The 25,225-nt window shown below is 70.4% G+C and carries 27 protein-coding genes and 1 pseudogene; 20 read left to right on the top strand and 8 right to left on the bottom strand.

Annotated elements, in window-relative coordinates; all coding sequences use genetic code 11:
* Positions 1 to 51: 51 nt before the first annotated feature.
* On the bottom strand, positions 52 to 660 hold the full coding sequence (locus tag QSK32_RS05040) for an acyl-CoA-like ligand-binding transcription factor (protein ID WP_045744779.1): 609 nt from the start codon (positions 658 to 660) through the stop codon (positions 52 to 54).
* On the bottom strand, positions 657 to 2,138 hold the full coding sequence (locus QSK32_RS05035) for an MFS transporter (protein WP_285471312.1): 1,482 nt from the start codon (positions 2,136 to 2,138) through the stop codon (positions 657 to 659). Before QSK32_RS05035 ends, QSK32_RS05040 begins: the two co-directional genes overlap by 4 nt.
* Positions 2,139 to 2,263: 125 nt before the next feature.
* Between QSK32_RS05035 and QSK32_RS05030 the strand changes: the two genes are divergently transcribed.
* The 9 genes from QSK32_RS05030 to QSK32_RS04990 all read left to right on the top strand — a co-directional run bounded on the left by QSK32_RS05030 (position 2,264) and on the right by QSK32_RS04990 (position 9,432).
* Positions 2,264 to 2,575 carry a type VII secretion target gene (locus QSK32_RS05030; protein WP_063775546.1) on the top strand — a complete coding sequence of 104 codons (312 nt, stop codon included), beginning with the start codon at positions 2,264 to 2,266 and terminating at the stop codon, positions 2,573 to 2,575.
* Complete coding sequence (locus QSK32_RS05025) at positions 2,572 to 5,001, top strand: DUF6571 family protein (protein ID WP_285471311.1); 2,430 nt, start codon at positions 2,572 to 2,574, stop codon at positions 4,999 to 5,001. Before QSK32_RS05030 ends, QSK32_RS05025 begins: the two co-directional genes overlap by 4 nt.
* A 14-nt stretch (positions 5,002 to 5,015) precedes the next feature.
* Positions 5,016 to 5,651, top strand: a complete 636-nt coding sequence (locus QSK32_RS05020) for a hypothetical protein (protein ID WP_285471310.1) — start codon at positions 5,016 to 5,018, stop codon at positions 5,649 to 5,651.
* A gap of 23 nt (positions 5,652 to 5,674) precedes the next feature.
* Positions 5,675 to 6,328, top strand: coding sequence for a hypothetical protein (locus tag QSK32_RS05015; RefSeq protein WP_285471309.1), 654 nt, complete (start codon positions 5,675 to 5,677; stop codon positions 6,326 to 6,328).
* Between the two features lie 23 nt (positions 6,329 to 6,351).
* Positions 6,352 to 7,008, top strand: coding sequence for a hypothetical protein (locus QSK32_RS05010; RefSeq protein ID WP_285471308.1), 657 nt, complete (start codon positions 6,352 to 6,354; stop codon positions 7,006 to 7,008).
* A gap of 54 nt (positions 7,009 to 7,062) precedes the next feature.
* Positions 7,063 to 7,221: a hypothetical protein gene (locus QSK32_RS05005; RefSeq protein WP_169792489.1), complete on the top strand. Its 159-nt coding sequence runs from the start codon at positions 7,063 to 7,065 to the stop codon at positions 7,219 to 7,221.
* Between the two features lies 1 nt (position 7,222).
* Positions 7,223 to 8,146 carry a PfkB family carbohydrate kinase gene (locus QSK32_RS05000; RefSeq protein WP_285471307.1) on the top strand — a complete coding sequence of 308 codons (924 nt, stop codon included), beginning with the start codon at positions 7,223 to 7,225 and terminating at the stop codon, positions 8,144 to 8,146.
* A gap of 211 nt (positions 8,147 to 8,357) precedes the next feature.
* A complete protein-coding gene (locus QSK32_RS04995; RefSeq protein WP_285471306.1) occupies positions 8,358 to 9,203 on the top strand; it encodes a helix-turn-helix domain-containing protein in 846 nt (281 codons plus the stop codon).
* Between the two features lie 10 nt (positions 9,204 to 9,213).
* Positions 9,214 to 9,432, top strand: coding sequence for a DUF397 domain-containing protein (locus QSK32_RS04990; protein ID WP_045744772.1), 219 nt, complete (start codon positions 9,214 to 9,216; stop codon positions 9,430 to 9,432).
* A gap of 53 nt (positions 9,433 to 9,485) precedes the next feature.
* Here QSK32_RS04990 and htpG read toward each other — a convergent pair whose 3' ends face one another.
* The 3 genes from htpG to QSK32_RS04975 all read right to left on the bottom strand — a co-directional run bounded on the left by htpG (position 9,486) and on the right by QSK32_RS04975 (position 12,149).
* Positions 9,486 to 11,321, bottom strand: coding sequence for a molecular chaperone HtpG (gene htpG, locus QSK32_RS04985; protein WP_502872504.1), 1,836 nt, complete (start codon positions 11,319 to 11,321; stop codon positions 9,486 to 9,488).
* 77 nt (positions 11,322 to 11,398) lie between these two features.
* Positions 11,399 to 11,803 (bottom strand): PNPOx family protein, encoded by a 405-nt coding sequence (locus tag QSK32_RS04980; protein ID WP_052720808.1) that lies wholly within the window; start codon positions 11,801 to 11,803, stop codon positions 11,399 to 11,401.
* A 133-nt stretch (positions 11,804 to 11,936) separates the two neighbouring features.
* Positions 11,937 to 12,149 carry a hypothetical protein gene (locus QSK32_RS04975; RefSeq protein ID WP_245674110.1) on the bottom strand — a complete coding sequence of 71 codons (213 nt, stop codon included), beginning with the start codon at positions 12,147 to 12,149 and terminating at the stop codon, positions 11,937 to 11,939.
* Positions 12,150 to 12,393: 244 nt separating this feature from the next.
* Here QSK32_RS04975 and QSK32_RS04970 point away from each other — a divergent pair, with 244 nt between their 5' ends.
* From QSK32_RS04970 to QSK32_RS04960, 3 genes are all read left to right on the top strand, one after another.
* Positions 12,394 to 12,765 carry a hypothetical protein gene (locus QSK32_RS04970; protein ID WP_045744770.1) on the top strand — a complete coding sequence of 124 codons (372 nt, stop codon included), beginning with the start codon at positions 12,394 to 12,396 and terminating at the stop codon, positions 12,763 to 12,765.
* A 286-nt stretch (positions 12,766 to 13,051) separates the two neighbouring features.
* Positions 13,052 to 13,966 carry an alpha/beta fold hydrolase gene (locus tag QSK32_RS04965; RefSeq protein WP_245674109.1) on the top strand — a complete coding sequence of 305 codons (915 nt, stop codon included), beginning with the start codon at positions 13,052 to 13,054 and terminating at the stop codon, positions 13,964 to 13,966.
* Between the two features lie 171 nt (positions 13,967 to 14,137).
* The gene (locus QSK32_RS04960) at positions 14,138 to 15,070 is read left to right on the top strand and encodes an endonuclease/exonuclease/phosphatase family protein (RefSeq protein WP_285471304.1); all 933 of its coding nucleotides are present in this window, start codon (positions 14,138 to 14,140) and stop codon (positions 15,068 to 15,070) included.
* 717 nt (positions 15,071 to 15,787) lie between these two features.
* On the opposite strand, the gene QSK32_RS04955 is transcribed toward QSK32_RS04960, so the two are convergent.
* Entirely contained in the window at positions 15,788 to 16,423 is a 636-nt protein-coding gene (locus QSK32_RS04955; protein ID WP_045748217.1) for an HAAS signaling domain-containing protein, read from the bottom strand.
* A gap of 266 nt (positions 16,424 to 16,689) precedes the next feature.
* On the opposite strand from QSK32_RS04955, the gene QSK32_RS04950 reads away from it, so the two are divergent.
* Positions 16,690 to 17,574 (top strand): ABC transporter substrate-binding protein, encoded by an 885-nt coding sequence (locus tag QSK32_RS04950; RefSeq protein ID WP_285471303.1) that lies wholly within the window; start codon positions 16,690 to 16,692, stop codon positions 17,572 to 17,574.
* Positions 17,575 to 17,734: 160 nt separating this feature from the next.
* Positions 17,735 to 18,334: a hypothetical protein gene (locus tag QSK32_RS04945; protein WP_045748219.1), complete on the top strand. Its 600-nt coding sequence runs from the start codon at positions 17,735 to 17,737 to the stop codon at positions 18,332 to 18,334.
* Positions 18,335 to 18,387: 53 nt separating this feature from the next.
* Here QSK32_RS04945 and QSK32_RS04940 read toward each other — a convergent pair whose 3' ends face one another.
* A complete protein-coding gene (locus QSK32_RS04940; RefSeq protein ID WP_211275636.1) occupies positions 18,388 to 19,155 on the bottom strand; it encodes a CDP-alcohol phosphatidyltransferase family protein in 768 nt (255 codons plus the stop codon).
* A gap of 83 nt (positions 19,156 to 19,238) precedes the next feature.
* Here QSK32_RS04940 and QSK32_RS04935 point away from each other — a divergent pair, with 83 nt between their 5' ends.
* The 5 genes and pseudogenes from QSK32_RS04935 to QSK32_RS04915 form a co-directional block, all read left to right on the top strand.
* Entirely contained in the window at positions 19,239 to 20,213 is a 975-nt protein-coding gene (locus QSK32_RS04935) for a zinc-dependent alcohol dehydrogenase (RefSeq protein WP_045748220.1), read from the top strand.
* 61 nt (positions 20,214 to 20,274) lie between these two features.
* On the top strand, positions 20,275 to 20,673 hold the full coding sequence (locus tag QSK32_RS04930; RefSeq protein WP_045748221.1) for a 6-pyruvoyl trahydropterin synthase family protein: 399 nt from the start codon (positions 20,275 to 20,277) through the stop codon (positions 20,671 to 20,673).
* Entirely contained in the window at positions 20,670 to 21,719 is a 1,050-nt protein-coding gene (locus tag QSK32_RS04925; protein WP_285471302.1) for a glycosyltransferase family 4 protein, read from the top strand. The genes QSK32_RS04930 and QSK32_RS04925 overlap by 4 nt, the downstream gene beginning before the upstream one ends.
* Positions 21,716 to 22,483: a class I SAM-dependent methyltransferase gene (locus QSK32_RS04920; protein WP_045748223.1), complete on the top strand. Its 768-nt coding sequence runs from the start codon at positions 21,716 to 21,718 to the stop codon at positions 22,481 to 22,483. Before QSK32_RS04925 ends, QSK32_RS04920 begins: the two co-directional genes overlap by 4 nt.
* A 51-nt stretch (positions 22,484 to 22,534) precedes the next feature.
* Positions 22,535 to 23,494: pseudogene (locus tag QSK32_RS04915) on the top strand (lysylphosphatidylglycerol synthase transmembrane domain-containing protein); the annotation flags it as partial.
* A gap of 245 nt (positions 23,495 to 23,739) precedes the next feature.
* On the opposite strand, the gene QSK32_RS04910 reads toward QSK32_RS04915, so the two are convergent.
* Positions 23,740 to 24,432, bottom strand: coding sequence for a RibD family protein (locus QSK32_RS04910; protein ID WP_285471301.1), 693 nt, complete (start codon positions 24,430 to 24,432; stop codon positions 23,740 to 23,742).
* Between the two features lie 108 nt (positions 24,433 to 24,540).
* On the opposite strand from QSK32_RS04910, the gene QSK32_RS04905 reads away from it, so the two are divergent.
* A complete protein-coding gene (locus QSK32_RS04905) occupies positions 24,541 to 25,212 on the top strand; it encodes a GTP cyclohydrolase II (protein ID WP_045748224.1) in 672 nt (223 codons plus the stop codon).
* Positions 25,213 to 25,225: the final 13 nt, after the last annotated feature.

The following is a 25,225-nucleotide window of genomic DNA, read 5'->3' as shown; positions in this document are numbered from 1 at the left end:
GAACGCTGCCACCGCCGCGTCGAACTCCTACGACGACGGGAACGACGGAGCTCACCCCAGGGGCAGGCCCTTCTGCAGCAGTTCGAGGGCCCGCGCCGCCTGATCCATGCCGGCCGGCCAGTCGCTCTCCGCGATCGCCAGGCCGCCCGGCGGCAGGATCGCCAGCATCGCGCCGACCATCGCGCCGGCTGCCACCCGGGCCGAGAAGTCGTCGGCGGGCAGGCCGGCGCGTTCCGCGACGACCACGGCGATCATGTCGATCGCCGTGGTCATCTGATGCATCATCCGGGCCCGCAGTTCCGGCACCGCGGCGAGGATCCGCTGGCGGCGGCGTTCGTACGCCCACGCCTCCGGCGGCAGGTCCCGCAGCATGGCGCGCATACCGTGCAGCAGTGCCTCGATCGGCGGGACGCCGGCCGGCTGTGCCCGGACCGCGCTGATCAGCTGGGCGTCCAGGTCGTCGACGAGGATCAGGTCCTCCTTCGCCGGGAAGTACCGGAAGAACGTGCTCGGCGAGACCTCGGCCGCCTCGGCGATCTGGTCCACGGTGGTCTCCGCGTACCCCTGCTGCTCGAAGAGCCGCATCGCGTGCTCGCGGATGGCGGCCCGGGTGCGGGCCTTCTTGCGTTCGCGCAGGCCACCGGCCGGGGTGCCACTCATACCCCCGATTCTGCCAGCTCCGGCGCCGGCCTCCCGGCACGCGGCATCAGCAGCAGCGCGAGGACCACGCCGGTGGCGGCCACCGCGCCGGACACCAGCAGCGAACGGTCCATGCCGTGCACGAACGCGGTCCGCACCGCATCCAGCAGCCCCGGATCGTGCAGCCGCTGGGCGACCGCGACCCCGGACGCCGCGCTGTCGCGGACCTCCTCCCCCGCAGCCACGGGCAGCCGGTCCCGGTAGCCCGCGTTCAGCACGGCGCCCAGCACCGCGACCCCGACCGCGCTCCCGACCTGCCGCATCGTCTGGATCAGCGCCGATCCGACACCGCTGCGTTCGACGGCGAGGGCCCCGAGGGCGGCGTTCATCGAGGGCGGCATGGTGAGTCCCAGGCCCGCCCCGGTGGTGGCGACCCAGACGGCCACGAGCGCGTACGGCAGGAACGCCCCGGCGATCAGCGAGGCCGCCATCAGCCCCAGCCCGGAGGCGATGACGGCTCGCGGGCCGAACCTGGTGGTCAGCCGGTCGGACAGCCGCGCCCCGGCCATCAGGCCGCCGATCACCGGTAGCAGCCGCAGGCCCGTGCCGAACGCGTCCTGCCCGCCGACCGCCTGGAACAGCTGCGGCAACGCGAACAGCAGCCCGAACAGGGCGAAGGCGGCGATCGTGGCGAGCACCGATCCGCCGGTGAACCCCCGGGACCGGAACAGCGCGACGTCGATCAGCGGGGCGGCCGCCCGGCGCTGCCACCCCACGAAGACGGCGAATGCCAGGAGCCCGCCGGTGACGGTGAGCAACGACCGCGGGTCGGTCCAGCCGCGGGTGCCGGCCTCGATGATCCCGTACGTGACCCCGGCCAACCCGGTCGTGGAGAGCACCACGCCGGGCAGGTCGAAGCGCCGCCCGCGGTCGCCGTGCGACTCGGGCACCCAGGCCACGACGGCGATCACGCCGACCACCACGAGCGGCAGGTTGATCAGGAAGACCGAGCCCCACCAGAAGTGGTCGAGCAGCCAGCCGCCGAGCAGCGGGCCGAGCGGGATGCCCAGCGCGTTCGCGGTGACCCAGATCGACAGGGCGCGGGGGCGCTCGCCGGCGTCGAACAGCACGGTCACCACCGCGCTGGTCAGCGGCATGATCACCGCCGAGGCGAGGCCGAGCAGCGCGCGGGCGGCGATCAGCTGGCCGGTGGTGGCCGCGTACGCGCAGGCCGCCGACGCTCCGCCGAACAGCAGCATCGCGCCGAGCAGGAACCGTTTGCGGCCGAACCGGTCGCCGAGCATCCCGCCGGGCAGCAGGCCGGCCGCGAGGACGAGCAGGTAGGAGGTGGTGAACCACTGGAGGTCGTCGGTGGAGGCGCCGAGGTCGGCGGCGAGGGTCGGCAGCGCGACGCTGAGCACCGTGCTGTCCAGCCCGATGGCGATGGCGCACAGCGAGAGGGCGGCCAGCGCGTACCAGCGTGAAGTGGAAGCAACCATGTTTTGACAGTAACTCTCAAAAGCTAGCAACTTCCAGTTTATGATCGAGGCAAGCCCGGCGCTCCCTTCCTCTCTCCGATCTTCACCTTGTACGGTGTCGGTTCGCCTTGGGGGAGGGAGAACCGGTGCCAGCTGGGGATTTGGAGATCGACGCACCCGCGTTGCGCAACGTCGGCAAAGACGTGACCGGCGCGGCCACCACGCTGCGTGATGCCGTGAAGGCCGCCGGCACCGACCTGAAACCCGGTCAGGGGACGGCGTCCACCGCCGGCGCCGCCGCGGCGGAGGCCGAAACGGCATGGCTCACCATGCTGCGCCGCATCACCGGCGAGGTCGACACCTTCGGCACCGGCCTGACCACGGCGGCGAACGACTACGAGGACGCCGACGAGACGAACGCCCAGGACCTGCGCAGCACGACCGGGGCCGGCCGATGAGCTCCCTGACGTTGCAGGATCTGCTCGACTTCGACGCGGCGCCCTGGCACACCACGGCCGAAGCGTGGAAGCGGCTCGCCCGGGACATCGACGACACCACGGACCAGCTGATCAGCGGCACCCGCAACCTGAGCACGGCCTGGCCCCGGGGCGACGGGTCCACCGAGGCGCTGGCGAAGGCCGCACGGCTGCGGGCCGAGGTGGACAACTCCCACCAGCCGGCCAAGAGCATGGCCGACGCCTTCGACCAGCACGCGTACGCCATGAAGAGCCTGCAATCGCAGGCCGACGGCATCATCGCGTCCGCGAAGCAGGCCGGCTACACCGTGAACACGGCCACCGGGGCCGTCACCGCACCCGACAACCCGATCGGCACCGTCGACAAGAGCGGCACGCTGAGCAGCGACCTGCACTCGGTGGTCGAATACGCGAAAGCCCAGGACGACGCGACCGCCACCACCATCAGGAACAACCTGCCGTCGGCCGGAACCGGATTCGGCTCCACCCCGCCCGGCACGATCAAGCGCGCCCAGGACCTGATCAACACGCTCAAGGACCCGGCGCACGATCCCACCAACGCCGAACTCGAAGAGCTGCGCAACCTGATCCAGCTGTACGGCAAGGACCGGGAGTTCGCGTACACCCTGCTCAACAGCCTCGGGCCGGAAGGGCTGCTGCAGCTCAACGGCACGTTCGCCACCTACCAACTCGACCGCCCCGGCGACGACACCGGCGCCTTCCTGTTCGACCGCTACCAGGCCGACCTGGTCAAGGACCTGCAGAACGGCCTCGGGCAGATGCTGAGCACCGCGACCACGCGGACCGGCCACCCGTCCGGCCCCCGCGGCGAGGAGTACACGCCCGGCGAGTACGAGCTGTCCAACCAGTGGATCAGCGACCTGACAGCCGCCGGGCGCAGCCAGATGACCATCGGAAACCCGCTCAACCAGTTCCGGAGCACGGACGTCTACGGCTACCAGCTACTCGGCCCGATGCTGCACAGCGGCGACTACGACGCCAAGTTCCTGTCCACCGTCGGCGGCGACATGATCGACTTCGAGATGCAGACCGGCGAGAACAGCGACATGTGGACCGCGTCCCGCAAGGACGACATCCGCCTCGACTGGACCCAGGGCCACGACGACAACACCACGCCGGCCGGGTACGACCCGGTGAACACCCTGATGGAGGCCCTGTCCCGCAACGGCGAGGGCACTCGGGACCTGCTCACCGGCACCGTCGACTACGCCCCCGACCAGCCCGACGACGGCCGCGGCCGGCTGCCCCGCCTCGACTATCTCCTCACCGACCGCAACTGGGAGACGACCCGGGACGTCCCCGGCGGGATGGCCTGGACGGTCGAGGCGATGAAGAACCAGGACGGCTACCAGAACGACGCCCTCGACAAGTTCGGCGAAGCGCTAGAACACGCCACCACCGACCAGCCCGGCCCGGATTCCCGCCGCCTCGTCGAGTCGATCATCTTCGAACTCAACGTCGACGAGGAGGCCCGCGGCTACGAGAACGGCGAGAAGCCCGGCAACGGCAAGACCGAGGACTTCGCGGCCAAGGACCTGATCAAGCCACAGCTCCGCGACTCGATGGCCAACATCACGGCGGCGTACATCCGCGACGTCAACCTCAACATCACCGAGGGAAACGCGGCAGTGCCCGGCGAGGACGTCGTCGTCGATCGCAATCACCTGGTGCGTTTCCTCGCCGAGATCGGCAAGGACGAGACCGCACACAACACCGTCGCCACCGCCGAGGCCGTGTACACGGCGGGCTCATACGACGACATCCTCTCCGGCCGGCGGAATCCGACGGACGACATGAACGGGCATCTGCGCTCGATGGACGTCGTCTCGCACGACTACGGCAGCGTGGTGGGCGCCCTCGACTTCGGCGCGACCCAGGTCCACCACAGGACCAGTGAGCAGATAGACGCCGATTTCAACTCGGATGTCGAGAAGACATACAAGGTGGTCGGCTTCCTGAGTGACCAGATTGTCGGCAAGGCTACCGAGAGGATTCCCGTCCCGCTCGTCGGCGACCTGGCCGGCGAATACGTCGGCGACGTGGTGTCACAGCTCGAGGAGCAGGCCAAGGTAGACAACCGCTACCAGGCCACCAACGAGGTCGCCACGGCCTTGGGCGCCGGGCGCAACACTGCGGTCGCCCTGACCGAGCAGGCCCTCTACAACAGCGGCACACTCAAGCTGCCGGAAAACCTCACCGTAGACGGGGCGCCGAAACCGGTGAGCGAGTGGACCAGCGATGATTATCGGCTCTGGCAACGCTATAAGGCCGACATAGGCCAGAGCACGGTCGGCAGCGCCGCCACTGCTGCCGGGGGTTCTTATCAGGAGGGCTACGAGTGGGCGAACGATCTCTTCAAACCGCAAAAAGAGAAGAACGCGGATTGAGGACCCTGGCTGTCATGCTCACCGTCCTGACGGCGGGGTTCACTACGGCAAGCTGCACAAACGAGGACCCGTCGACTCCGACGCCATCATCTGCACCAGATAATGCCGCCACGCCGTCTCTGACCTTTGAGGAGGCCTACCAGAAGCTGCCGATGGACGGCACCGAGCGTCTCCCGATCACCTGGGACCTGGCCGGAGCACCGGACACCGCGGTGGTCCTCGCCGCCCGCCGCAGTCTCGCCTATGAGTATTGGATCGGTCAGTCCACCGAATGGGCTCCGGTCATCGCCATCGGACGGTACTTCTACACCGACCGGCACTATGAGAAGTTCCTGGCGCCGTTCGCGACGACAACGAGCGACAACCCGAGGACCGGGCCGGTCTGGAGCAAGGTCATGGGTGTCGAACAGAGCAGCACGGATCAGGCAACCGTCACGTTCTGCACCGACCTCGGCTACTGGCACGACACCAAGGACACCGATTTCACCGTCCGCGAGAAGCGGGGAACCATCCAGTCCTACGTGATGGAGAACGTCGAATCCGGCGACGGTGAGCGTCACTGGCTCGCCGACCGCGTGCTCGACCCCGACGCCGACCGCGAGGCGAAGTATGGCAAGGCGTGCACCGCGTGGGCTCGACACAAGCCTTGACGGCACGCTGAGAAAGGTAAGCAGTGAGCAAGCCGCAAGGGCCGGCCACCACACTCCTCGCCGTGGCGGTCGCCCTCACGATCGCAGGCTGCACCGATGACAGTCAGCCCACCACCGAGCCAGTGGCGAGCCCGGCCACGCCGCCCCTGACCTTCGAGGAGGCGTACCAGCAGGTTCCGATGGACGGCACCGAGCGTCTCCCGATCACCTGGGAACTGACCGGAGCACCGGACACCGACGAGGTCCTCGCCGCCCGCCGCAGTCTCGCCTACGAGTACTGGCTCAGCCAGGCGACTGATTGGGGCCCGATCGTCACGCTCGGGAACTACTTCTACGGCGACAGCCATTACGACCGGTTCCTGGCGCCGTTCGCGAGCACGACGAGCGACAATCCCTACGTGGGCCCGGTGTGGATCAGGGTCATGGGTGTCGAGCAGACCGGCACGGACCAGGCGACGGTCGTGTTCTGTACCGACGACGGCTACCTGCACGAATCCGAGGACACGGATTTCACGGTTCGCGACAAGCGGGCCAGCGTTCAGTCGTACACGATGACGAACGTCGCATCCGGCGACGGTGAACGTCACTGGCTCGCCGAAACGCGGAGTAATCCGGACACCGGCCGCGAGGCGAAGTACGGCAAGGCGTGCACCGCGTGGGCTCGACACAAGTCTTGACGGCACGCTGAGAAAGGTAAGCAGTGAGCAAGCCGCAAGGGCCGGCCACCACACTCCTCGCCGTGGCGGTCGCCCTCACGATCGCAGGCTGCACCGATGACAGTCAGCCCACCACCGAGCCAGTGGCGAGCCCGGCCACGCCGCCCCTGACCTTCGAGGAGGCGTACCAGCAGGTTCCGATGGACGGCACCGAGCGTCTCCCGATCACCTGGGAACTGACCGGAGCGCCGGACACCGACGAGGTCCTCGCGGCCCGGCGCAGTCTCGCCTACGAATACTGGTTGAGCCAGGCCACCGACTGGAGCCCGATCATCGCCGTCGGACGATATTTCTACACCGACGAGTACTACGACAGGTCTCTGGCCCCGTACGCCACGACGGTGTCCGACAACCCTTACACCGGTCCGATCTGGGCCAAGGTCATGGGCGTCGAACAGACCGGTACGGACCATGCCACCGTCACGTTCTGCGCCGACCTCGGCTACTGGCACACCGCCCAGAGCAAGGACGCCAAGGTCCGCGAGGCTCGAGGATCCGTTCAGTCGTACGTGATGGAGAACATCACATCCGCCGACGGTGAGGGGCATTGGCTCACCGCCCAGAGGCTCGACCCCGACGTGGATCGCCGGACGAAGTACGGCGCCGAGTGCACGAAGTGGGCTAAACACGACAAACCCTGACAGGTAAGGCGGGCCGGGTGCATAGAGTGGTGCGACTGTGACACGATCTTGCGGATGAAGAAGGTGCTCGGCTGGATCCTGCTGTTCCTGCTCGTGTTCTGGATCGGCACGAACCCGGGGCCGGCCGCCGACGTGTTCCGCGGCATCTTCGACGGCATCGTGGGGATATTCAGCAACATCGGCACGTTCTTCACCGAGCTGTTCCGGCGCTGACATGCCGGTCCGGCTGCTCTGCGTCGGCCTGGCGACCGTCGACCTCATCCAGCGGGTGACGCGGCTGCCCGGCGCCGACGAGAAGGTCCAGTCTGACACCGTCGAGGTCGCCGCGGGCGGTCCGGCGGCCAACGCGGCGGTCACCGCGGCCGCGCTCGGCGCCGAGGTTACCCTGCTCAGCGCGGTCGGTGACCACCCCCTCGGCGCCCTGATCCGGTCCGATCTGGCGGCGCACGGCGTCACCCTGATCGATGCGGCGGCCGGTTCAGCGGAGCCGCCGCCGGTCTCCGCGGTCACGGTGCTGTCCGGGACCGGTCAGCGGTCGATCGTCAGCCGCAATGCCGGGGACCAGGCTTTCCGCGTACCCGACAAGGATCTTCCGGACGCGGACCTGACGCTTGCCGACGGACATCATCCCCTGCTGGCGATGGCCGCGGCGCGGAACGCGCGCCGCCTGCTGATCGACGCCGGCAGCTGGCGCCCGGTCTTCGCCGAACTCTTCCCGCTCGCCGAGGTCGTCGCCTGCTCGGCCGATTTCCGCCACCCTGAAGCCAGAGAAGCCAGGGAAGCCCCTGAAGCTACCGGCGGCACCGACGCCACCGCCGCCGGCGACGCCGCGACCGCGACCGCGATCGGCGCCCCGCACGTTCTGGTCACCCACGGACCGGCACCGGTGACCTGGTTCGACCGGCTGTCGGGCACCTCGGAGGAGATCGCGGTGCCGCCCGTCACGGCGGTGGACACCTCGGGCGCGGGCGACGCCTTCCACGGCGCGCTCGCCGTCTTCCTCGCGCAGAACCATGAGGTCAGGACCGCTGCGGGGTACGCCGTGCGCACCGCCGGCATCCGCGTCCGGCATGCCGGGCCGCGCGCCTGGCTGGCCGCGCTCCCCCGAGCCGCACGGCCCGCCCCGGGCTCGTCCTGACCACGACACGCACAAACGAGACGCCTTCGGCTGCCTCCCCGAAGGCGTCTCCGTGTGTGCGACACCCGTTGCCGCGAGTGACGCCACCCCAGTCTCTGCGCCCCGACCGCCGTTGGCAATTGCCAGCAGGAACTTGACAGTCTGCCGGTGCCGACAGTCGCGGCCGGTCCCCTCGCGGCCCTATCGTGGATCCACGACCTTGGAGGTGCCCGTGACACGCCGGACCAGCCCCGTGCTGCTCCGCCGCCAGTTGGGTGACGAGTTGCGCCGCCACCGGGAGGCCGCCGGCCTGAAAGCGGCGGACGTCGCCAGGGCCCTCGGCGTCAACCCGTCGGTGATGAGCCGCCTGGAGAACGGGCAGCGGCGGCCGATCCTGGTCTACATCGGCGCCCTCTGCGACCACTACCACCTCGGCCCGGCGGCCGCGGAGAGCCTGAAGAACCTGGCCCGCGCGGCGCACGAGGAGGGCTGGTGGTCGAAGTGGAACACCCCCTCGGACTACGTCGGGTTCGAGGCGGGCGCCACCACGATCCGCAACTACGAGCTGGCGCTGGTGCCCGGTCTGCTGCAGACCCGGGCGTACGCCCGGGCGCTGCTCGCCGACGTCGAACCCGGCCTGGGCCGCCGGGAGCTCGAGGAGGCGGTGGACTTCCGGATGATGCGGCAGCGGATCCTGTTCTCCGAGGACCCGGTCACCCTGCACGTGGTGCTCGGCGAAGCCGTCCTCGCGGCCCGCGTCGGCGACGCCGCCACCTCCCGGGACCAGCTGATCCACCTGCGCGAATGCGCCGAACTGCCGAATGTGGTCCTGCAGATCCTGCCCGTCGTGGCGAGTGCCGCTTCGGCCCTCGTCGGGGGATTCTCGATATTAGAATTCGCAGACGATCTCATCAGCGATCGGGTCCACGCGGAGACGACACTCGGCGCCGTCTCCGAGAGCAAGACGGAGGACGTGAACCGCTGCCGGACCATTTTCGCCCATCTATCGGAGTCGGCGGCGGACGAGGCCGAGTCGCTGCAACTCGTCGACGCCGCTCTCCGTTCCCGAGAAAGCTAGACGATCACCCATGACTCGTGCGGACTTCAGCCGCGAAGAACTGACCTGGCGTGTCGCGACCAAGAGCGCCAGCCTCAACTGTGTCGAGATCGCCAAGGTGGACCAGGACACCATCGCCGTCCGGAACTCGCGGCGGCCCGACGGTGACATGGTCGTCTACACGACGGCCGAGTTCGACGCCTTCGTGGACGGTGTCAAGCGCGGGGAGTTCGACGACTTCCTGCGCTGACATCTTTGAAAAGAGGCCGGCGCCCCTGTAAAAGGGGCGCCGGCCTCTTTTGATCAGACCGTCTTCGCCAGCCGGTCCGCGAGCAGCTTGGCGAACCGGGCCGGGTCCTCCAGGTCGCCGCCCTCGGCCAGCAGCGCCGTGCCGTACAACAGCTCGGCGGTGTCCGGCAGTGACGCCTCGTCGGCGTTGCCCTCGTGCGCCGACCGCAGGCCGCTGACCAGCGGGTGGTTCGGGTTCAGCTCGAGGATCCGCTTGACCCGCGGGCCGTCCTGGCCCATCGCCCGGTACATCTTCTCCAGTGCCGGGGTGATGTCGTCGGCGTCGCTGACCAGGCAGGCCGCCGAGGTGGTCAGACGGTGCGACAGGCGCACCTCCTTGACCTGCTCGTCGAGCTTCTCCTTGAGGAAGCCGAGCAGCGGCGCGAAGTCACCCTCCGGCTCCTTCTCCGGCTCCGCGTCGTCCTTCTTCAGGTCGACCGAGCCGCGGGCGATCGAGCGCAGCTTCTTGCCGTCGAACTCAGGTACAGCGTCGGCCCAGATCTCGTCGACCGGATCGGTGAGGATCAGCACCTCGTAGCCCTGCGCCTGGAACGCCTCCATGTGCGGCGAGTTCTCCACCTGCGAGCGGGTCTCCCCGGTCAGGTAGTAGATCTCGTCCTGGCCGTCCTTCATCCGCTCCACGTAGGCGGCGAGCGTCGTCGGCTCGGTGCCGGCGGTCGAGGAGAACGACGAGATCTCCAGGATCGGCTTGTGGTTGTCCGGCTCGCTGAGCAGGCCCTCCTTGACGGCCCGGCCGAACTCGCGCCAGAACGTCGCGTACTTCTCCGGGTTGCTGCTCATCAGGTCCTTGATGGTGGACAGGACCTTCTTGACCAGGCGGCGCCGGATCATCTGGATGTGCCGGTCCTGCTGCAGGATCTCCCGGGAGATGTTCAGCGACAGGTCGGCCGCGTCCACGACACCCTTGACGAAGCGCAGGTAGTCGGGGATCAACTCCTTGCTGTCGTCCATGATGAAGACGCGCTTGACGTACAGCTGGAGGCCGCGGCGGGCGTCCCGCTGGAACAGGTCGTGCGGGGCCCGCGACGGGATGAAGAGCAGGGCCTCGTATTCGAAGGTGCCCTCCGCCTTCATGTTGATGATCTCGAGCGGGTCCGACCAGTCGTGGCTGATGTGCCGGTAGAACTGGTGGTACTCCTCCTCGGTCACCTCGCTGCGCGGACGCGCCCAGAGCGCCTTCTGCGAGTTCAGCGTCTCCTCGCCCTTGCGGATCGGGAAGGAGATGAAGTCCGAGTACCGCTTGACGATCTCCCGGATCTTCCAGTCCTCGGCGTAGTCGAAGAGCGCGTCGTCCTCGTCCTTCGGCCGCAGGTGCAGCGTGATCGTGGTGCCGACCGGGGCGTCCTCGGCATCCTCGATGGTGTAGGTGCCCCCGCCGTCCGACTCCCAGCGCGTGCCGTGGCCCTCGGTGCCCGCCTTGTGGGTCACCAGTGTGACCTTGTCGGCGACCATGAACGTCGAGTAGAAGCCGACGCCGAACTGGCCGATCAGCTCCGGGCTCTCCTTGGCCTCCTTGAGCTTGGACAGCAGCTCCGCGGTGCCGGATTTGGCGATCGTGCCGATCAGGTCGATGACCTCGTCACGGTTCATGCCGATGCCGTTGTCGCGCACCGTCAGGGTTCGCGCCTCGGGATCCGCCTCGATCTCGATGTGCAGGTCGGAGATGTCCGCCTCGAGGCCGTCCTGCAGCTTCGCCAGGCGCAGCTTGTCCAGGGCGTCGGACGCGTTCGAGATCAGCTCGCGCAGGAAGATGTCCTTGTTCGAGTAGATCGAATGGACCATCAGCTGCAGCAGCTGGCGCGCCTCGGCCTGGAACTCCAACGTCTCCATCATCACCCGTTTCCGTCATGTCCGGTGGTCGCCCCGATGGTATGACGTCCGCCCGGGCCATCCGCCCCAGAGGCCGTTCACTCATCCTCCACCTGCGGTTTCACACGGGTGACACGGAGAAAACGGAAATCCCGGCGCCCGGTCAGACGTAGGACGAGCGCGGCCGGGCGGCCGAATACCCGCAGGGCCCTACCCGGATCATACGGATCGATGCGGTCGATCTCGTGGGTGGTGCCCCGGTGCACGACCTGACAGCGCCCACCGGCCGCCACCACGTTGCGATGCCAGTCCGCGGACGGCCCGTAGGTCAGCTCCGCCAGGAACCCACCATCGAGCGCGATCAGCCACAACGGCGTCTCGTAGGACTTCCCACTACGCCGCCCCACGTGCCTGACCAGTGAAAACGGCCCTCTCCCCCGGTTGATCAGGCGAAGGACGGCCGGGTTCAGAGTCCGGTTCAGCAGCCCGAACCACAGATTCACGGTCAAGAGCTTAAAACCGCTGTCGCAGCGGGGTGGTGGGTGCCGACCGTCGCTCCCGCCGAGGGCGCGGCCCGGTGTCGCTGACGCTCCCCGGCCCGCGCGGCCCGCGTGAGTGGTCACGCCCCTTCCCCTATCAGCCCCGTGTCGCGCAGCCCGGGCCGGCGGCCACCCCGTTCACGATGCTGTACCGCGAGATGTCCCCGCTGACCAGGCCTTTCAGGTCGTCGACCGAGGTCGGCTCGACGTCGTTGAGCACGAGGTACCCGAGGATCGCCGTGTCCACGGTCCGGCACGTCGCCTGGTCCGCGACAACCTGCGCCTTGGCGGTCAACTCCTCGGGTTTCAACGCAACGTAACCAGCTCCTGTTGCACTCACAGTGATCGTGGCAGCCATGACACTCTCCAACAAACGCACTCCAGCAGGCTAGCGATGGTCACCAGGCGTAGCCAACCATCCTTTCGGCCAGCTTCATTTACACTGAGTGACATTGGCACGGAGGCGAATGAATCGGCGTGACCCTTTACGCGTCCCCGGCGGGCTCGGTACGTTGATTACTCGGAGCAACGGTCTGATCACGCTGGAGGACCCCATGCGTCGCGCCGCTCTCGTACTCGCCCTGACCCTCGCCGGCCTCTGGATCGCCACCCCCGCCCAGGCCTTCGCGCACAACCGGGTGCACAACCCGGCACTGCACGCCGTGCTGGACGGACTGACGCTCCTGATCGTCACCTCACCGGTGTGGACCGCCATGCTGTGGAGCGGTGGCCGCCGCCGGCTGCTCGCCGCGCTCATCGCCGTGGTGCAGATCCCGGTCGCGGTGATCGCCTTCGTGCCGATCATCGACCCGGCCCTGCACCTGGCTCTCTTCGCCGTCGCGCTCACCCTGACCGGCGTGTCCCTGCGCGTGGTCCGCAACCAGGCCCGGGCCGCCGCCGCGGTCCCCGCCGAGGCCCGCCACTGACCGACGTGTGGCGGCCGCTGCCCGCCGCGCCCGCACCGAGTCCCGGTGGCCCCCGGCCGCCGGGACACCGCGTCTCCCGTCCCCGGACAAGTCCGCGCGTCTGTCCCCAGACAGCCGCGCGTCTGCCTTCGGACGGCCCCGCGCGCCTGTCTTCGGACTGCCCCGCGCGCCTGTCTTCGGACTGCCCCGCGCGAGGCCGAACCGAGCATTCTCTCAGGCAGCAGGTCATCCGATGTGATGTCCATTTAACGTGGCTGTCAGTGAGGCTCGCCACAATGATCCTGTGGTGACCGAGACGATGATGCCCGTCAACGGCATCGAACTGTGCACGGAGACCTTCGGCGAAGCTACCGATCCCGCCCTGCTCCTCCTGGCCGGCGAAGCCAGCTCGATGGACTGGTGGGACGACGAGTTCTGCCGCCGCCTCGCGGCCGGCGGACGTTTCGTCATCCGCTACGACCACCGGGACACCGGACGTTCCACTTCGTTCCCGGCCGGGCCGGCCTACTCCGGCATCGACCTGATGAACGACGCGCTGGGCGTACTCGACGCCCTGCACATCCGGGCCGCCCACCTGGTCGGCCTCTCCCTCGGCGGTGCCCTGGCCCAGCGCATGGCCGTCGAGCACCCCACCCGGGTGCTCACCCTGTCCTTGATAGCGACCACGGCCGGGCCGGCCGCCGCAGCCGCCCCCGACGACGGCCCGGTCTCCGACGGCGCCGTCTCCTCCGACGGCGACGCCGACCTCGCTCCACCGGTCCGCACCGGCACCATTCGTGTCGCCACCCGAACCGCGACCGCCACCGACCTCGAGGTCGACTGGTCCGACCGCCGTTCCGCGGTGACCCAGCTGATCGCCGAGATCCGGGCCGGCGGCGGCCCGTTCACCCCCGACGAGCCCTACCTGCGCCGCCTGGCCGAACGCGTCTTCGACCGTTCCACCGACCTGTCCGCCGCCCGCACCAACCACCGTCTGGCCGGCCACTGCCTACCGGTCCGCGACCGCCTGGGCACCATCACCGCGCCGACCGTCGTCCTGCACGGCACCCTGGATCGCAGATTCCCCGCGCAACACCCCGAGGAGTTGGCCCGCGCCATCCCCGGCGCCCGCCTGGTCTGGCTGGACGGCGTGGGCCACGAGGTCCCCCCGCAGGCCCTGTGGAACACCGTCCTGACCGAGATCCTGGGAACCGCCCCCTGACCCGGCCGTCAGCACCGCCCTCCGGAACCCGGCTGGTCATGCGCCACCTCTGAGTCCGGTCGTCAGCACCGCCCGCTGAGCCCGGTCGCCACCACCTGCTGAGCCCGGCCGTCAGCACCGCCCGCTGAGCCGACCCGAAGGGCGCTGGCATGCGGGTGCCAGGATCAGTCGATGCGCCGACGGTCCGGACTACTGCTGGGTGTGCCCCTCGCGGCACTCCTCACCCTCGTGTTGCTGTTTCCGAGCCTGGTTCCCAACAGCGTCGGCCGGCTCGGCAGCCTGGTCGAGGCCTTCCGCCCGTGGCTGGCCCTGGGAGTCCTCCCGCTGCTGCTGCTCGCCTGGTGGGGCCGTTCCCGCCCCGCGCTCCTGGCCGCCCTGCTCCCCCTGGCAGCCTGGCTGGGGATCTTCGCCCCCTACCTGACGCCGTCAGACCCTGCCGGCAGCGGCACTGCCCTGACCGTCGTACAGCACAACGTCAGCGACGAGAACCCCGATCCGGCCGGCACCGCACAGCAGCTGGCCGCCACTGGCGCGGACCTGATCGGGCTGGAGGAGATGGTCCCGGAAGCCCTGCCCGCCTATGCGGCGGTCTTCGCCAGGAATTATCCGTTCTCCACGGTCCAGGGCACGGTCGCCCTCTGGTCCCGATTCCCTCTGACCGAGGCCCGCCTGCTGGACATCCGCCCGTCCGGTGTGGGCCCCGACTGGAACCGTGGCCTGCGCGCCGTCGCCCGAACCCCGCACGGCGACATCGCCGTCTACGTCGCGCACCTCCCCTCGGTACGCATCGGCCTCACCGGCTTCGCCTCCCAGCGCCGCGACGAGAGCGCCCACCGCCTGGGCCAGGCCCTGGCAGCGGAACCCCTGGACCGGATCATCCTGTTAGGCGACCTGAACAGCACCCTGGACGACCGCGGCCTGTCCCCCGTCACCGCCCATGTAGGTGTGACAGCCCGCGACTTCGCCTTCAGCTGGCCCGGCGCCCTCCCCATGGCCCGCATCGACCAGGTGATGGCCCGTTCCCTGTCCGTCTCCCGCGTGTGGTCACTCCCGCCCACCGGTAGTGACCACCGCCCCGTAGCCGCCACCCTGACCCTGCCCTGAACAGCCGACGAACCGCCGCATCACGATCCTGACCAGGGGCTTCGTCACGGCCACCAACGTGCCCGCCGAACAACGCCTCCGGTCACCCCGCGCATCGGCGCAGTCCAGCCACTCCCGGCCTCAGCAGGCCCCGCCAAGATCAACATAAGCCGAGCGGAATCAGTGCCCACCCGGCCGCTGTCGATCGTGGCAACGGCTCGTGGCGGCCACGAGTTGCCGAGAAGCACTGACGTGCGAGGCGGCCGAAGACGCCGCTCGGCTGACGCGATGACAGCCGACACGAAGCTCCTGGTCAGAATCACGATCAACTGAGACTGAACGGCATTGCGGAACGCCCCGCCGTCGACCACGGCTCAACCGGAGATCCACAACAACCACAGACGACGGCCGAACAAGACCAGCCGCCCACCACGGCTCAACCAGAAACCCACAACAACCACAGACGACGGCTGAGCCCATCGAGCCGCCGACGACGGCTGCCCAAGGGACGAAACTCAACCGCAGACGACGGCAGGAGCGGCGCGGCCGTCATCTGCGGTAGCCGTCTGCACACCACGCGACTGACGACGAGGGCCGGACAACGCGAGCAGCAACGACACCGGCCGACCACCAACGCACTCGAGCTGAGCGGCATTGCGGCACAGCGAGCCGTCGCGCACGGCACAGCGGCAGCAGTAACGACGGCACCAGTAACGACGGCACCAGCCGAGTGGTTCGTCAGGCCGGATGGGCACCTGAACGGCGCATCGACGTGAGCAGCATCAGGCCGGCGGCCACCGAGCCCGCGCAACCGGCCAGGTAGATCAGGAACACGCCGAGGCCGCTGAACAGGGGTACGCCGGCGACCAACAGCACGAAGAGCATCGCGCCGAAGCTGGAGCCGGTGGTCAGCATCCACCCGGCCGCCTTCTGCTCGGGTGTCCACCGGGGGGAGCCGGCGATGAGCAGCATGGCGGCGGTGGGGCTGACCACCGGCAGGACGAAGGTGATCGCCAGCAGCAGGGTGAGCGCGATCGGTTCGCCGCCGGCGACCGGTCCCGGCGTCGGGGGCGCGCCCGCCGGTCCGCTGGTGAGGCCGGCCGCAACGGCATCGGCGGCGAGGGACGGCGGCAACCGCAGGTGGGTGGGGAGATTTCCGCGCCGTACCGCCTCGACGAGCTGCTCCGGCGGTCCGAGCCGGGCCAGTAGTTGCCCCGCATCTCCGGACAGGTCGCGACGGACGGCCGTGTAGCGGGCGACCGTGTTCATCAACTCGTCCCGGGCGGCCGGCGGCAGGTCCTCGCCGGCGGCCCAGAGCGCCGCCAGGTAGTCCAGGACGATCGTGTCGGTGTGCTCCTGCGTTCCGGTGTGCATGGTGGTGGGCCCTCCCCGCTGATCGGCCGCGTGTCTCCGCGCTGCCGACAGCCTTCCGCCCGCCACCCCCTGATCACATCGGACCGGGGACGGAATCGCCGGGCTGGGCCTCCACCTTTCGGCCGACGACCCGGCGGGAGACGGCACGCCGGGGCACAGGAAGCAGGGCTGCGGGAGACGGCACGCCGAGACTGAGGGACGCCGAGACGGAGGGGGAAGCAGGGCAGCGGGAGACGAGTCGAAGACGCGACGAGCAGAATCGAGGGATGCGACTGGTCTCCCTGCTTCCGTCGGCCACCGAGATCGTCTACGCGCTGGGGCTGGGTGACGACCTGGTCGGGGTCACGTTCGAGTGTGACGAGCCGGCCGAGGCCCGCGCCACCAAGACCGTGGTCGTCGGCGGCCGGGACACCCGGGGGATGACGCCCGGCGAGATCGACGGGTACGTGCGGGCCCGGATGGCTGCCGGCGACGACCTGTACACGCTGCACGCGGACGCCCTCGCCACCCTGGCGCCCGAGCTGATCATCACGCAGGACCTGTGCCGGGTGTGTGCGCTGCCGTCCGGTCACGTGGACGAGGCCCTGGCGCATCTGGGGTGCCGGGCCGACGTGCTGTCACTGGATCCTTACACGCTCGCCGAGGTGCTGGCCACGTTCGAGCAGGTGGCCCGCGCTTCCGGCGTACCAGAGGAGGGCCGGAGGCTGACCGCCCGGCTGGAGCGGCGGCTGGCTGCGGTGGCCATGCGGGTGGCCGGACGCCCGCGGCCGAGGGTGACGGTGGTGGAGTGGGTGGATCCGCCGTTCGGTGCGGGTCACTGGGTGCCGGACATGGTGCGGGCGGCCGGTGGGGAGCCGGTCGCGCACCGGGGCGGCCGGCGGTCGGCGGCGACCTCCTGGGCGGAGTTGGCCGCGCCCGGGCCGGATGTGGTGCTGGTGACGCCGTGCGGTTTCCACCTGGACGGCGCGGTCGAGCAGGCCGCCGCGGTGGTGCCGCATTTCCCGGGCGCCGCGGTGTGGGCGGTCGACGGTGACGGTCTGGTGGTCCGGCCGGGGCCACGTCTGGTCGACGGGGTGGAGGCGATCGCCGCGATCCTGCACCCGGACGCCGTTCCACCGGCCCCGCCCGGTTCGATCGCCCGTGTGCGCTGACCACTACGGAAAGCAGCCACCACGGGAAGCAGCCACCGGGGGAAGCAGCCGCCGGGGGAAGCAGCCGCCGGGGATGCGGTTACCCAGGAAAGCAGCCCCCGCCGCGGCGCAAGACCGGGGAAAAGCCTCCCGCCTGCGCCAACGCGGCGATGATGTACCGGTGCTGGGCAAGTGGCGGAAGAAGCGCGACGACCCCGTCGACGAGGGGCGTGTCCGGTTTCTACAGGATCGGCTGCACCGGCACGGCGACGCGGCGGTGGTCGGTGAGCTGGCCGGGTTGCTCGGTGCCACCGGCCGGTTCGGGGATCTGGCGCTGGCCGCCGACCGGGCCGCCCGGCTCGGCGACGGGAACGCGTTGTTGCTGCTGGACCAGCTCTCCGCGGCGCAGTTCGGCACCGCCGTGCAGCAGTTGGAGGAGCACGCCGGTGATCCGCGCACGGCCGGGGCGCTGGCGACCGTGCTGCACCGGCGGGGCCTGGCCGACCGGCTGCTCGGCGGTACGGCCAGCAGTGATTTCTTCGCGGTGATGCGGGCCGCCGATCAGTTGATCGAGAACGGTCACGAGGACGAGGCGATCGAGATCCTGATCGGTCAGGCGGCGCGCGGGGGGACGCTCGACTGGAACGCCGCGGAGAAGGCGATCCGGGTGATGCTGGATCGTGGTTCGGTGCAGAACGCGCTGGGCAGCCTGGCACGGCTGGCCGATCTGGGTGAGGTGCGGGCGGCGGAGTGGCACGACCGGCTGTCCCACCGGGCCTGAGAGACGGGGCATGCCCGGATCGTGACGGCCCGGGCATGCGGTGGAGCGGCTTCTCAGCGCGTGGCGAGTGCGTGGGCCCGCGGCGCCGACCAGCGGCTGCGGGCTTCTTCGAGGGCTCGCGACGTGCGGTACAACCAGCCGATGTCGCGGCCGAACGACCAGGTCAGCGATCCGAGTGCGACGACCAGGGCGGCGACGGCGAGCCAGGTCGGCAGGAGTCCGCTGACCACGACGGCGAGCATCACACCCTGCTGGGCGGCGACCACCTTGCGGCCGAACTTGGGCGGCAGCGGGGCGTTGAGCCACGGCATCGCCCAGGACGCGGCGACGAACGCGTACCGGAACGCGCCGATCGCCAGGGCCCACCAGCCGTATTCGGCGGCGGCGGCGAAGCTGAGGGCCAGGATCAGGAAGGCGTCGACCTCCATGTCGAACCGGGCGCCGAGGGCGCTGGTCGTGCCGGTCCGGCGGGCCACCTGGCCGTCGACGCCGTCCATGGCCAGGGCCACCGCGGCGATGCTCACGACGAGCAGTGCGGGGGCGTGGGTGAACGAGAAGATCAGGGCGGTCACGCCGCCGGCGAGGATCGCGCGGCTGAGGGTGACCAGGTTCGCCCAGCCGATCCACGTGACCCCGGCGCGGCGCATGGCCGCGTCGAGCAGGCCGCAGAGGACCGCGCCGTAGACCATCCCGGCCACCCATCCCGTCGCGCTGAGCCCGGTGGTCGCGGCCAGAACGGCGAGGAGGAGGAGCTGAGCCCCGAACCCGGCCAGCGGGGCCCGGGACGGACCCGTCGTGGTCGTGGCGGTACTGATGGTCACCGTTCCTCCTGGACGTAGGGTCTAGCTGCTGTCCCCGATTGACACGCTCAGCGGGGGCTTTCGGTTCACAGAAAGGTCCACCGTTGTCAGAAACTGCCCGTGCCTTCTGGTTGGCTTGCCCGGGATCGGGGGAGATACGCACGGCTTCCGTGCCCGATCCGGGTGACGGTGATGTGGTGGTTCGCACACTCCACTCGGGGGTGAGCCGGGGCACCGAGACGCTCGTCTTCCAGGGGCGGGTGCCGCAGAGCCAGTGGCCGGTGATGCGGGCGCCGTTCCAGGAGGGTGACTTCCCGGGCCCGGTGAAGTACGGCTACCTGAACGTCGGCGTGGTCGAGGCCGGGGTGCCGGAGCTGGTCGGCCGGACCGTTTTCAGCCTGTTCCCGCACCAGACCCGGTTCGTGGTGCCGGCGAGTGCGGTGACGGTGGTGCCGGCGGGTGTGCCGGCGGCCCGGGCGGTGCTGACCGGCACGGTGGAGACGGCGGTGAACGCGGTGTGGGACGCGCATCCGCAGATCGGCGACCGGATCACCGTGGTCGGCGGTGGCATGGTCGGCGCGTCGGTCGCGGCGGTCCTGGCCGGGCTCCCGGCCACCGACGTCGAGCTGATCGACATCGACCCCACTCGGGCGGATCTCGCCAAGTCACTGGACATCCGGTTCCGGCAGCCGGCGGACGCGACCGTGGACCGCGACCTGGTGATCCACGCCTCCGCCACCGAACAGGGTCTGACCACGGCATTGAACATCCTGCGCACCGAAGGCACCGTCGTCGAACTCAGCTGGTTCGGCGATAAACGGATAAGTCTTCCTTTGGGCGAGAATTTCCACTCGAAGCGGCTCACCATCCGCAGCAGCCAGGTCGGCGGCATCCAGCCCCAGCGGCACCGCGACTACGCCGAACGCCTGGCCGTCGCCCTCGACCTGCTGACCGACCCGAGATTCGACGCCCTGATCACCGGCCACTCGGACTTCGGCGACCTCCCGGCGGTCCTCCCCCGGATCGCCGACGGCTCACTTCCCGCGTTGTGCCACGTGATCGATTACCCGGTGAATTGATCTTTCTACAGCGGGTATCCGTAGTCACCACCCGAGAACACCGTAGCGAGGAGAAAAGCCCTTGTTCAGCGTCACCGTCCGCGACCACATCATGATCGCGCACAGCTTCTCCGGCGAGGTCTTCGGACCGGCCCAGCGCCTGCACGGCGCCACGTTCGTCGTGGACGTCACGTTCCGCCGCCCGGAGCTCGACGACGACAACATCGTGGTGGACATCGGCAAGGCGAGCGAGCAGCTGCACACCATCTGCCAGGGGCTGAGCTACCGCAACCTGGACGACGACCCGGAGTTCACCGGCGTCAACACCTCCACCGAGTTCCTGGCGAAGGTGATCGCCGACCGGATCGCGGTGCGGGTCAAGGCGGGCGAGTTCGGCCGCGGCGCCTCCGGCCTCACCGGTCTCGAGGTCAAACTGCACGAGTCGCACATCGCCTGGGCCAGCTACGAGCGGATCCTGTGAGTCGTGCGCTGATCGCGGTGCTGCCGGGTGGGATCGACGACCCGGCGGCGCCGAGCGGCGGCAACCGTTACGACCGCGAGGTGCTCCAACGCCTGGCAGATCACGATCAAAGGCTTGCGGGGGTACGCGAGAAAGCACTCCCCGGCACCTGGCCCCGCCCCGGGGCACACGCGCGGGACGCCCTGTCCACCGTCCTCGCCGAGGCAGCGGACGGCACGACCGTCCTGCTCGACGGTCTCGTCGCCTGCGGTGTCCCGGAGCTGCTCGAACCGCACGCCGGCCGGCTGCGCCTGGTGATCCTGGTGCACCTGCCGCTCAGCGACGAGACCGGGCTCGCCGAGTCCGAGGCCACCGAGCTGCGCGCCCGGGAACGGCGGGCCCTGCACCTGGCGACCACCGTGGTGGCCACCAGCGCCGAGGCGGGCCGCCGCGTCGAACGGATGCACGGCCTGCCCCGGGTGCGGGTGGCCGCCCCCGGCGTCGACCCGGCGCCGCTCGCCACGCCCTCCCCGGACGGCCACCGGCTGCTCAACGTCGCGTCGCTGACCCCGCGTAAGGGCCAGGACGTGCTGCTCGCCGCGCTGGCGCAGCTCGGCGACCTGACCTGGGAGTGCACGTTCGCCGGGGCCGGGCCGGTGCCGCGGGCCCCGGACCACACCGGCGTGCTGCACTTCCGTGGCCCGCTCGGCGGCGACGACCTGGCCGCCGCGTACGCGAACGCCGACCTGTTCGTGCTGCCGTCGCGGGCCGAGACGTACGGGATGGTGGTCACCGAGGCGCTGGCCCGCGGCATTCCGGTGGTGGCGAGCGCCGTCGGCGGCGTACCCGAGGCGCTCGGTACGACACCCGGCGGTGAGCCGCCCGGTGAGCTGGTGCCCCCCGGCGATCCGGAGGCCCTGGCCACCGTCCTGCGCGCCTGGCTCACCGACCCGCGGCTGCGCGCCCGCTGGCGTGACCGGGCCCGGGCCCGGCGCGCGACCCTGACCGGGTGGGACGACACCGCCCGGCGACTGAGCGAGATCCTGACGGACGGAGAGTCAACATGACCGGAGAGTTCAGCCCCGACTGGCTGGCCCTGCGCGAGCCGGCCGACGCCGCCGCCCGGGCCGGCGACCTGATCGCCGCGCTGCCGGCCGGCATCACCGAGATCCGCGACCTGGGCTGCGGCACCGGTTCGCTGGGCCGCTGGCTGGCCCCGCAGCTGCCGTCGCCGCAGGTCTGGATCCTCACCGACCGGGACCCGCGGCTGCTGGAGATCGCGGCGGACCGGATGCCGGACGGGGTGAGCGTCGGCGTCGACGAGCGGGACGTGACCGCGCTCACCGCGGACGACCTGGCCGGCACCGGTCTGGTCACCTGCTCGGCGCTGCTCGACCTGCTCACCGCCGGCGAGGTGGAGGACCTGGTCGCGGTGCTCGCGCAGGCCCGGACCAGCGCCCTGTTCACCCTTTCGGTGACCGGCCGGGTCCGGTTCGACCCGGCCGACCCGCGCGACGCCGAGGTCGAGGCCGCGTTCAACGAGCACCAGCGGCGTGAGGAGACCGGCGGCCGGCGGCTGCTCGGGCCGGACGCCCCGGCGTTCGCGGCGGCCGCGTTCGAGAAGGCCGGCGCCCGTGTGCTGGTCCGCGACACCCCCTGGCAGCTCGGGCCGGAACTGCCCGAACTGACCGCGGAGTGGCTGCGCGGCTGGACGGGGGCGGCCCGCGAACAGCGCCCGGACCTCGACCTCGATGACTATCTCGAGCGGCGGCTGTCGTCTCTGCCACACGCTTCCGTGGGACACCAGGATGTTTTAGCGATCTTCGAGTGAACCTTGCCCCGCGCGCCGGGCGTACTAATCCCCAGAAGCTACGAGGGGACGATGGACGTGACGCGATCGATCTGGGCCTGGGCCCGCCTGGTGGGCGGTGCCGCCATCCTGGCCGCGGTGCTGTGGAAGCTGGGCACCGGCGCGTTCCTGGACGGCCTGCGGGTGCTCGACGCGAACGCTCTGGTGGCGGCGCTGGTCATCGGTGCCGCCACCACCGTGTTGAGTGCCTGGCGGTGGTGCCTGGTCGCGCGCGGGCTGGGCATGCCGATCTCGCTGCGGGGTGCGGTCGCCGACTACTACCAGGCGCTGTTCCTCAACGCGGCCCTGCCGGGCGGTGTGCTCGGCGACGTCGACCGGGCGGTGCGGCACGGCAAGGGCTCCGGTGACCTGGGCCGTGGCGTGCGGGCCGTGGTGCTCGAACGCACGGCGGGACAGATCGTGCTGCTGGTCGTGGGGGCCGCGGTGCTCCTGCTCGTACCCTCACCGGTGTTGGCCCTGATCCAGGCGCACGGACCGACGGTGGCCGCGGTGACCGTGGGAACCGCCCTGGCCGGCGTTCTGGCCCTGATCGTGCTGCGGCGCATGCGGCGCGGCACCTCCCGGGCGGCCGGGGCGGCCCGCACCGGACTGGCCGAGATGCGGGCCGGCCTGCTGTCCCGGCGGACCGGTCCCGGCGTGCTGCTGGCCTCGGCCGCGGTGCTCGCCGGGCACCTGGCGACGTTCATGGTGGCGGCACGGGCGGCCGGTAGTGGCGCCGCCCTGCTGACCCTGGCGCCGCTGCTGCTGCTCGCCCTGCTGGCGATGGGCCTGCCGGTGAACATCGGCGGCTGGGGTCCCCGCGAGGGCGTGATGGCCTGGGCGTTCGGCGCCGCCGGCCTGAGCGCGTCGCAGGGCCTGACGATCGCGGTGGCCTACGGCCTGCTGGCCTTCGTGGCGGCGGCTCCCGGCGCGGTGATCGTGCTGGTCCGGACCGTCTCCCGGGTGCGGTCCCGCGCGGTCGTCCCGGCCGGCGCCCCGGCTCTCGCGGTGCCGGCGCTGCCCGTCGCACCGGTTCTCCCCGTCGTGCCGGCGCTGCCCGTCGCGGCTCCCGCCCTCGCGTTCCGGATCGCCGCCACCACGCCGGTCTCCCCCGCACCGGCCATGGCGGCCCGGCCCATCATCATCCCGGCGGCGGTCCCGCCGGCCCGCCGCGCCACGATCCGGGCCGGGGGTCGCAAGCCCGCACTCACCGGTGGTGTCGCGGCTTGAACGACCCGTCAGGGCATGCCGAAACGGTCGGAAAGCGCATATCTCAGCAGCACCACATCGCCGATCTGGCGCACCTCGGCGAGAATGGCCCGATGATCGGGTCCCCAGCGGAAGTCGCCGTCGTGCACGAACCGGGGTGCCCGCGCGTCACCGACGAAGAACGGCGCGACCACCAGCTGCAGTTCGTCGGCGATCCCCGCGGTGAGGAACTGGGTGTGCATCCGGCCGCCGCCCTCGACCATCAGCCGGCGCACCCCGCGCACGCCCAGGTCGTCCGCGACCCGGGACACGTCGACCGGATCGCCGCCGTCCACCACCGTCGCGGCCGCCCCGAGCAGGTCCCGGGCGGCCGGCACCCCGGGCGACGCGCAGTAGACGAGTTTCGCCGACGCGCCGGTGGTGAAGAACGCGGCCGCCGGATCCAGGTCGCCGCGGCCGGTCACGGTCACCTTCACCGGGTCGGCCGGCTCGCCCCGCGCCACCCGGTCGGCCCGGCGCTGCGCCGACCGCACCAGCAGGCGCGGATCGTCCTGGCGGATGGTGCTCGCCCCGACCAGGATCGCGTCGACCCGGGACCGTTCCTCGTCGACCCGGTCGAAATCGGCGTCGTTGGAGAGCAGCAACCTGCGCTCGGACGCGTCGTCGAGGTAGCCGTCGAGAGACATGCCACAGCTCAGCAAGATGTAAGGACGCTCAGCCACCGCTCACCCCGGGTCGAAGTTGTCGCCCTGCCCACGATATCCGCAGGATTCGACGGCCGATCTCCGGGCAACGGTGCTGAGCACAGCGGTGACCAATGAGGAGGACCGATGTATACAACTGAGGCCGGGACGGCGGCGGTAACGAAGGCGTCCGTCCGGCGGCAGGTCACGGTGCCGCTGCGATTCCCCGACGGCTACTCCACCACCGCCCGGGTGATGACGTTCGACGGTCTGGACGACGGCAAGGAACACCTGGCCCTCGCTCTCGGCGACTGGCAGCGGGCCCTGACCAAGTCGGCGGCCGGCGGGCGGGCCCCGCTGGTCCGCCCGCACAGCGAGTGCCTGACCGGGGACGTCTTCGGCAGCCAGCGCTGCGACTGCGGGCCGCAGCTGCGCGAGGCGGTGGAGCGGATCGCCGAACAGGGCGGTTTCCTGCTCTACCTGCGCCAGGAGGGCCGCGGGATCGGGCTGTACGCGAAGCTCGACGCGTACGCGCTGCAGGACGACGGGCTGGACACGTACCAGGCGAACGTGGCGCTGGGCCGTGGCGAGGACGAGCGGGACTACACCGCGGCGGCACAGATGTTGCTCGCCCTCGGCGTGGACCGGGTCCGGCTGCTCAGCAACAACCCGGACAAGGCCGCCCAGTTGACCGGTCTGGGGATCGACGTGACCCAGCGTGTGCCAACCGGCGTGCACCTGTCCGCGGCGAACGTACGCTATCTGAGCGTGAAGGCGTCACACACCGCGCACACGATCGATCTGCCCCTGGCCGAGTGACGTCCGGCGCTTT

The organism is Actinoplanes sp. NBRC 101535 (assembly GCF_030269225.1).
In the GTDB taxonomy this organism is placed as follows: domain Bacteria; phylum Actinomycetota; class Actinomycetes; order Mycobacteriales; family Micromonosporaceae; genus Actinoplanes; species Actinoplanes rectilineatus.
Note: the sequence above shows the minus strand (reverse complement) of the source record. Positions and strands in the feature narration are given on the sequence as shown.

Bases quoted from the DNA above. Each gene is read 5' to 3' on its own strand.
- QSK32_RS05040 (WP_045744779.1), bottom strand. From the start codon at position 660: ATGAGTGGCACCCCGGCCGGTGGCCTGCGCGAACGCAAGAAGGCCCGC.
- QSK32_RS05035 (WP_285471312.1), bottom strand. From the start codon at position 2,138: ATGGTTGCTTCCACTTCACGCTGGTACGCGCTGGCCGCCCTCTCGCTG.
- QSK32_RS05025 (WP_285471311.1), top strand. From the start codon at position 2,572: ATGAGCTCCCTGACGTTGCAGGATCTGCTCGACTTCGACGCGGCGCCC.
- QSK32_RS05020 (WP_285471310.1), top strand. From the start codon at position 5,016: ATGCTCACCGTCCTGACGGCGGGGTTCACTACGGCAAGCTGCACAAAC.
- QSK32_RS05005 (WP_169792489.1), top strand. From the start codon at position 7,063: ATGAAGAAGGTGCTCGGCTGGATCCTGCTGTTCCTGCTCGTGTTCTGG.
- QSK32_RS05000 (WP_285471307.1), top strand. From the start codon at position 7,223: ATGCCGGTCCGGCTGCTCTGCGTCGGCCTGGCGACCGTCGACCTCATC.
- QSK32_RS04990 (WP_045744772.1), top strand. From the start codon at position 9,214: ATGACTCGTGCGGACTTCAGCCGCGAAGAACTGACCTGGCGTGTCGCG.
- htpG (WP_502872504.1), bottom strand. From the start codon at position 11,321: ATGGAGACGTTGGAGTTCCAGGCCGAGGCGCGCCAGCTGCTGCAGCTG.
- QSK32_RS04970 (WP_045744770.1), top strand. From the start codon at position 12,394: ATGCGTCGCGCCGCTCTCGTACTCGCCCTGACCCTCGCCGGCCTCTGG.
- QSK32_RS04960 (WP_285471304.1), top strand. From the start codon at position 14,138: ATGCGCCGACGGTCCGGACTACTGCTGGGTGTGCCCCTCGCGGCACTC.
- QSK32_RS04955 (WP_045748217.1), bottom strand. From the start codon at position 16,423: ATGCACACCGGAACGCAGGAGCACACCGACACGATCGTCCTGGACTAC.
- QSK32_RS04950 (WP_285471303.1), top strand. From the start codon at position 16,690: ATGCGACTGGTCTCCCTGCTTCCGTCGGCCACCGAGATCGTCTACGCG.
- QSK32_RS04920 (WP_045748223.1), top strand. From the start codon at position 21,716: ATGACCGGAGAGTTCAGCCCCGACTGGCTGGCCCTGCGCGAGCCGGCC.
- QSK32_RS04905 (WP_045748224.1), top strand. From the start codon at position 24,541: ATGTATACAACTGAGGCCGGGACGGCGGCGGTAACGAAGGCGTCCGTC.